This window comes from Propionibacterium sp. (genome assembly GCF_047719395.1).
Taxonomy (GTDB): domain Bacteria; phylum Actinomycetota; class Actinomycetes; order Propionibacteriales; family Propionibacteriaceae; genus Propionibacterium.
The window spans coordinates 1-5,377 of record NZ_JBDNTB010000094.1; the positions used below are offsets into that span (position 1 = coordinate 1).

The 5,377-nt window shown below is 66.9% G+C and carries 2 protein-coding genes and 1 pseudogene; 1 reads left to right on the plus strand and 2 read right to left on the minus strand.

What is annotated here, in order from left to right:
* Positions 1 to 74: 74 nt before the first annotated feature.
* Positions 75 to 1,082 (minus strand): dihydroorotate dehydrogenase-like protein, encoded by a 1,008-nt coding sequence (locus ABF648_RS11785; RefSeq protein WP_415632440.1) that lies wholly within the window; start codon positions 1,080 to 1,082, stop codon positions 75 to 77.
* Positions 1,083 to 1,085: 3 nt separating this feature from the next.
* Entirely contained in the window at positions 1,086 to 4,730 is a 3,645-nt protein-coding gene (gene nifJ, locus ABF648_RS11790) for a pyruvate:ferredoxin (flavodoxin) oxidoreductase (RefSeq protein WP_415632441.1), read from the minus strand.
* A 196-nt stretch (positions 4,731 to 4,926) separates the two neighbouring features.
* Between nifJ and ABF648_RS11795 the strand changes: the two are divergent.
* Positions 4,927 to 5,377, plus strand: a pseudogene (locus ABF648_RS11795) (hypothetical protein); the annotation flags it as partial.

Consider the following 5,377-nt stretch of genomic DNA (forward strand, 5'->3'; position numbering starts at 1 on the left):
CCCCCCCCCCCCCCCCCCCCCCCCCCCCCCCCCCCCCCCCCCCCCCCCCCCCCGACTGACCTGCACAGTGCCCGTCAGGCCCAGCTGTTGAGCACCTTCATGTACTGCGCGCGCTCGAAGGCATGCGGGTCCTCGACCGAGGACATGTTCATGGCGCCGCGCAGTTCGTCGACCGACTCGTAGTCGTTCTCCGAAAGCCAGGACTTGACGCCCTCGAGCATCGTGGTGATCGCGCCGGGCCCGTCCTGCAGCAGCACTGAAGTGGTATAGGCCACCTGGCCGCCCACCAGCAAGGACTTCACGACATCGTCGGCGGTGTGCACGCCACCGGTGACGGCGAACTCCAGATCGGGCAGCTGTGCGGACAGGATGCCCACCCAGCGCAGTCGCATCGGCAGTTCGGCCGAGGTGGACAGCGCCAGGGTCGGCACGACCGACAGAGTGTCCAGGTCCAGGTCGGGGCCGTAGAAGCGGTTGAACACCACCAGGGAGTCGGCGCCGGCGTTGTGGGCGCGCACCGCGAAGTGCGGCAACGAGCTCACGAACTCCGAGATCTTGACCGCCAGCTGCTTGTCCCCGATGACCTTCTTCACATCGGAGATCACAGCCAGGTAGTCGTCCTCGACCTCGTCGGGGGAACGCTCCGGGTCGGATGCCATGTCGTAGAGATTCAGCTCGACGGCGTCGGCGCCCGCATTGATGAGCTCGGCGGCGTAGCGCGCCCAGTCACCGGGATGCGAACCGTTGACCGAGGCGATCACCGGGATGCTCAGGGCGTTTTTGGCGTCCTTGACGCGCTGGATGTGCCGCTCGGCACCGACATTGTCCATGGCCACCTCGGCAAGAGGTGCGGAAGTGAACTCGGCGAACTCGTCACCGATGTCCATCACCTGGGAGGCCTCGAGCTCCTCGGCCTCCACCTCCTCGACGAACAGGCTCGGCAGCACGACCGCCGAGGCGCCTGCCGCCTCGAGGGACTTGAGGCCCTCGACCGTCTTGGCGAGCGGGTTGGACGAGGCGATGATCGGCCCGCTGAGCTTCAGCCCGAGATAGGTGGTGGACAGATCAGGATTGTCGCTCATGGATCATTCCCCTTCGGTGGTGTCGTCGGTGGTGTCGTCCTGGCGGTCGGTGGGCAGCGAGCGCTCCACACCGGCCAGCTGACTGTAGAGATGCCAGCGCTCGTCCGCATCGCCCTGCAGCAGCTTCTGGAGCTCCTCGGCACGCTGCGGATTGCTGCGCGCGAGCATCCCGAACCGCGCCTCGGAGGACAGGTAGTCCGAGATCTTGCCGGTCGGCGCCTTGGAGTCCAGGTGGAAGGGCACCACGTGCTCGTCTTCGCTGGGATGGAAGCGGTACAGCGGCCAGTAGCCCGACTTGACTGCCTCAGCCTGATGGGCCATCGAGGTGGTCATGTTGATGCCGTGCGAGATGCAGGTGCTGTAGGCGATGATCATGCTCGGGCCATCCCAGGCCTCCGCCTCCAGCATGGCCTTGACGACCTGCTGCGGGTTGGCACCCATCGACACCGAGGCCACATAGACATTGCCATAGGTCTCCGCGATGGCGCCGAGATCCTTCTTGGGGCTGTCCTTGCCCTTGGCCGCGAACTTCGCCGCTGCGCCGCGGGGCGTTGCCTTGGAGGCTTGGCCACCGGTGTTGGAGTACACCTCGGTGTCCAGCACGAGCACGTTGACATTGCGCCCGGAGGCGAGCACGTGATCCAGGCCGCCGTAGCCGATGTCGTAGGCCCAGCCGTCACCACCGACCACCCAGACCGATTTGTTGACCAGTTCGTCGGCCAGCGTCATGAGGCGCACGGCCTGGTCCTCGTCACGTCCGGTGAGTGCCTTCTTCAACTCCACGACCCGGGCGCGCTGTGCGGCGATACCCGAGTCGTCGCTCTGGTCGGCGTCGAGCAGGTCCTTGACCAGATCGGCGTCCAGACCGGGCAGGCCCTCCACCAGACGGCGAGCCTCGCTGTTCTGCTCCTCCCAGGCCAGCCTCATGCCCAGGCCGAACTCGGCATTGTCCTCGAACAGCGAGTTGCTCCAGGTCGGGCCGCGCCCGTCGGAGTTGGTCGTGTAGGCCGAGGTGGGCAGGTTGCCGCCGTAGATCGAGGAGCAGCCGGTGGCATTGGCGATGAGCATCCGGTCACCGAACAGCTGGGTGAGGGTGCGCACATAGGGCGTCTCGCCGCAGCCTGTGCAGGCCAGCGAGAATTCGAACAGCGGCTCCAGCTGGGCGGCACCCTTGAGCTGGTCGTGACGCACCTTGGTGCGATCCACCTCGGGCAGCGACAGGTAGTAGTCGAAGTTCTTGCGCTCCACCTCGAGGTGCTCAAGGCGGTTCTCCATGTTGATGGCCTTGTGCTTGACCTCGCGCTTGGAGCGGGCCGGGCAGACCTCGACGCAGATTCCGCAGCCGGTGCAGTCATCGGGAGCGACCTGCACGACGAACTTGTGGTCGGTGAGCACCCGATCGCGGTAGTTCTTGGTCCTGAAGCCCTCCGGCTGGTCGGTGAGCTCGGACTCCGGAACCGCCTTGACGCGGATCGCGGCGTGCGGGCAGGAGATGGCGCAACGGCCGCAGTCGATGCACAGGCTCTCGTCCCAGATCGGGATCTTCTCGGCGATGCCGCGCTTCTCGTACTTGCTGGTGGCTACCGGCCAGGTGCCGTCGATCGGGAAGGCGCTCACCGGCAGCAGGTCGCCTTCGCCGCGAAGCATGATCTCGGTGACCTTCTTGGCGAACTCGGGTGCCTCATCGGGCAGCGGAGCCATCCGATGCAGGTCGCTGGTGGCCTCGGCCGGAATCTCCAGATGGTGCAGTGCGGCGATCGATGCGTCGACGGCCTTGAAGTTGCGCTCGACGACGACGCGTCCGCGCTTGCCGTAGGTCTTTTCGATGCTCTTCTTGATCCGCGGGATGGCCTCTTCCCTGTCCACCACGCCGGACAGGTAGAAGTACGGCGGCTGCATCACGGTGTTGATGCGCTGGCCCAGCCCGCATTCACGCGCGATCTTGGCGGCATCGATCACCCAGACATCGAGCTTGTTGTCGATGATGATCTTCTGCAGCTCCACCGAGAGGTGCGCCCAGGTGTCGGTGTCGAAGGGAGAGTTGATGAGCACCGTCGCACCGGGCTTGGCCAGGTCGAGGGTGGGCATCTTCTCCAGCAGCTCGAACTGGTGGACGGCGACGAAGTCGGCGGCGTCGAGCAGATAGGCCGCGTCGATCGGCTCGTCACCGAAACGCAGGTGGGAGATGGTCGTCGCGCCGGACTTGCGGGAGTCGTAGACGAAATAGCCCTGCCCGTAGCGGCCGGGCTCGCCGGCGATGATCTTCACCGAGTTCTTCGAGGCGCCGACCGTGCCGTCGGAGCCCAAGCCGAAGAAGACCGCGGTGAGGCCCTTGAAGGCAGGCTGGAAAGAGGTGTCGACCGGCAGGGAGAGGTGGGTCAGGTCATCGACGATGCCCACCGTGAAGCGCTTGTGCGGCGCATCGGAGGCGAGGTCGTCGTAGACGGCCTTGGCCATCGCGGGAGTGAACTCCTTCGACCCGATGCCGTAGCGCCCGCCGGTGACCGTCGGCATGCCATTGGCGAAATGATCGGTGCTCTCGGTGAGCGCCAGGACGATGTCGGCGAGCAGTGGCTCACCGATGGAGCCGGGCTCCTTGGTGCGGTCGAGCACCGAGATCTTGGTGACGGTGGACGGCAGCGCAGCGATGATCTGCTCGGCCGGGAAGGGATTGAACAGCCTCAGCTGCAGCACGCCAACCTTCTCGCCGGAGGCGTTGAGGGCATCGACGGTCTGGCGCAGAGTGCCCCCTGCGGAGCCCATCACGACGACCACGCGGTCCGCGTCGGCGGCCCCGTAGTAGTCGGCGAGGTGGTAGTGGCGGCCGGTGAGTGCACCGAGCTCGTCCATCAGGCCCTGCACGATGCCTGGCACCGCGTCGTAGTAGGCGTTGACGGCCTCGCGGCCCTGGAAGTAGACATCGGGATTCTGCGTGGTACCGCGCAGCACCGGGCGATCAGGGGTCATGCCGCGCTCGCGCAGCGCCAGCACGTCCTCCTCGCGCACCAGCGCCCTGAGGTCGTCCTTGCTCAGCGTGGTGATGGTGTTCACCTCGTGCGAAGTGCGGAACCCATCGAAGAAGTGGATGAAGGGCACCCGGGAGCGCAGCGTCGCGGAATGGGCGATCGCGGCGAAGTCGTGTGCTTCCTGCACCGACGCGGCGCAGAGCATCGCCCAGCCGGTCTGGCGCACCGCCATCACATCGGAGTGGTCGCCGAAGATCGACAGACCCTGGGTGGCGATGGCGCGCGCCGCGACATGGATGACGGCCGGGGTGAGTTCACCGGCGATCTTGTACATGTTCGGGATCATCAGCAGCAGGCCCTGGGATGCGGTGAACGTCGTACCCAGTACGCCCTTGGTGACAGCGCCGTGCAGTGCGCCTGCGGCACCGCCCTCGGACTGCATCTCGATGACCTCGGGGATGGCGCCCCACAAATTGGTCTTTCCAGTGGCCGCCCACTGGTCGCAGCTCTCGGCCATCGCCGAGCTCGGCGTGATCGGGTAGATAGCGATGACTTCACTCAGCTGGTGAGCGACACGGGCCGCAGCCTCGTTGCCATCCATGGTTTCCCGGTGGCCTGCCCCGGGGTTCAGCGGCCGGACGGCTTTCTGGTCGGTGCTGCCGATCGGAATAGTCGATGTCATTGAGCGCCTCCTATGGTCATGGCTTTTCTACCTGTGATTTCGGCGGCCATTTCCGCTGCCCGCATACCGGTTCTCGCTTGCCCGTACAGACGCTACGCTGCTACGCGGATGGGGGCGCGCGCGGGGGCATGTCCGCGCGCGCGAGCGGGCGCGCGTGGGCGCGCGAGCGCGAGTTTAAGGGGTCAACATCACGACGATGCACGGGGATGGGCACAGGGCGGTGCTGGAACAGGCCCGGGAGTGGCTCGCGGACGATCCTGACGAAGTCACCAGCAAAATTCTTGGCGGCCAGATTGCGAGCGCTTCACGAGGCGATGCCGCAGCCCTGGATGTGCTGGCCACGGAGTTCGCTGGCCCGCTGCACTTCGGCACGGCCGGGCTGCGGGCAGCGCTGGGACCCGGGCCCAGCCGATTCAACCGCGTCGTGGTGCTGCGGGCGGCGGCCGGTGTGGCTGCCTGGGTGCTGGCCCGCGACGGCGCCGGTTCAAGGGTGCTGATCGGGCACGATGCCCGGCACGGTTCGGCGGGGGGGGGGGGGGGGGGCCCCCCGGGGGGGGGGGCGGGGGGGGTCCTTGTGGGGGGGGGGTTTCCTGACTTGGCCCCGCCGCTTTGCCGCATGCGGGGGGGTGCGAAGGGGGGCGCCAGCG

Bases quoted from the DNA above. Each gene is read 5' to 3' on its own strand.
- ABF648_RS11785 (WP_415632440.1), bottom strand. From the start codon at position 1,082: ATGAGCGACAATCCTGATCTGTCCACCACCTATCTCGGGCTGAAGCTC.
- nifJ (WP_415632441.1), bottom strand. From the start codon at position 4,730: ATGACATCGACTATTCCGATCGGCAGCACCGACCAGAAAGCCGTCCGG.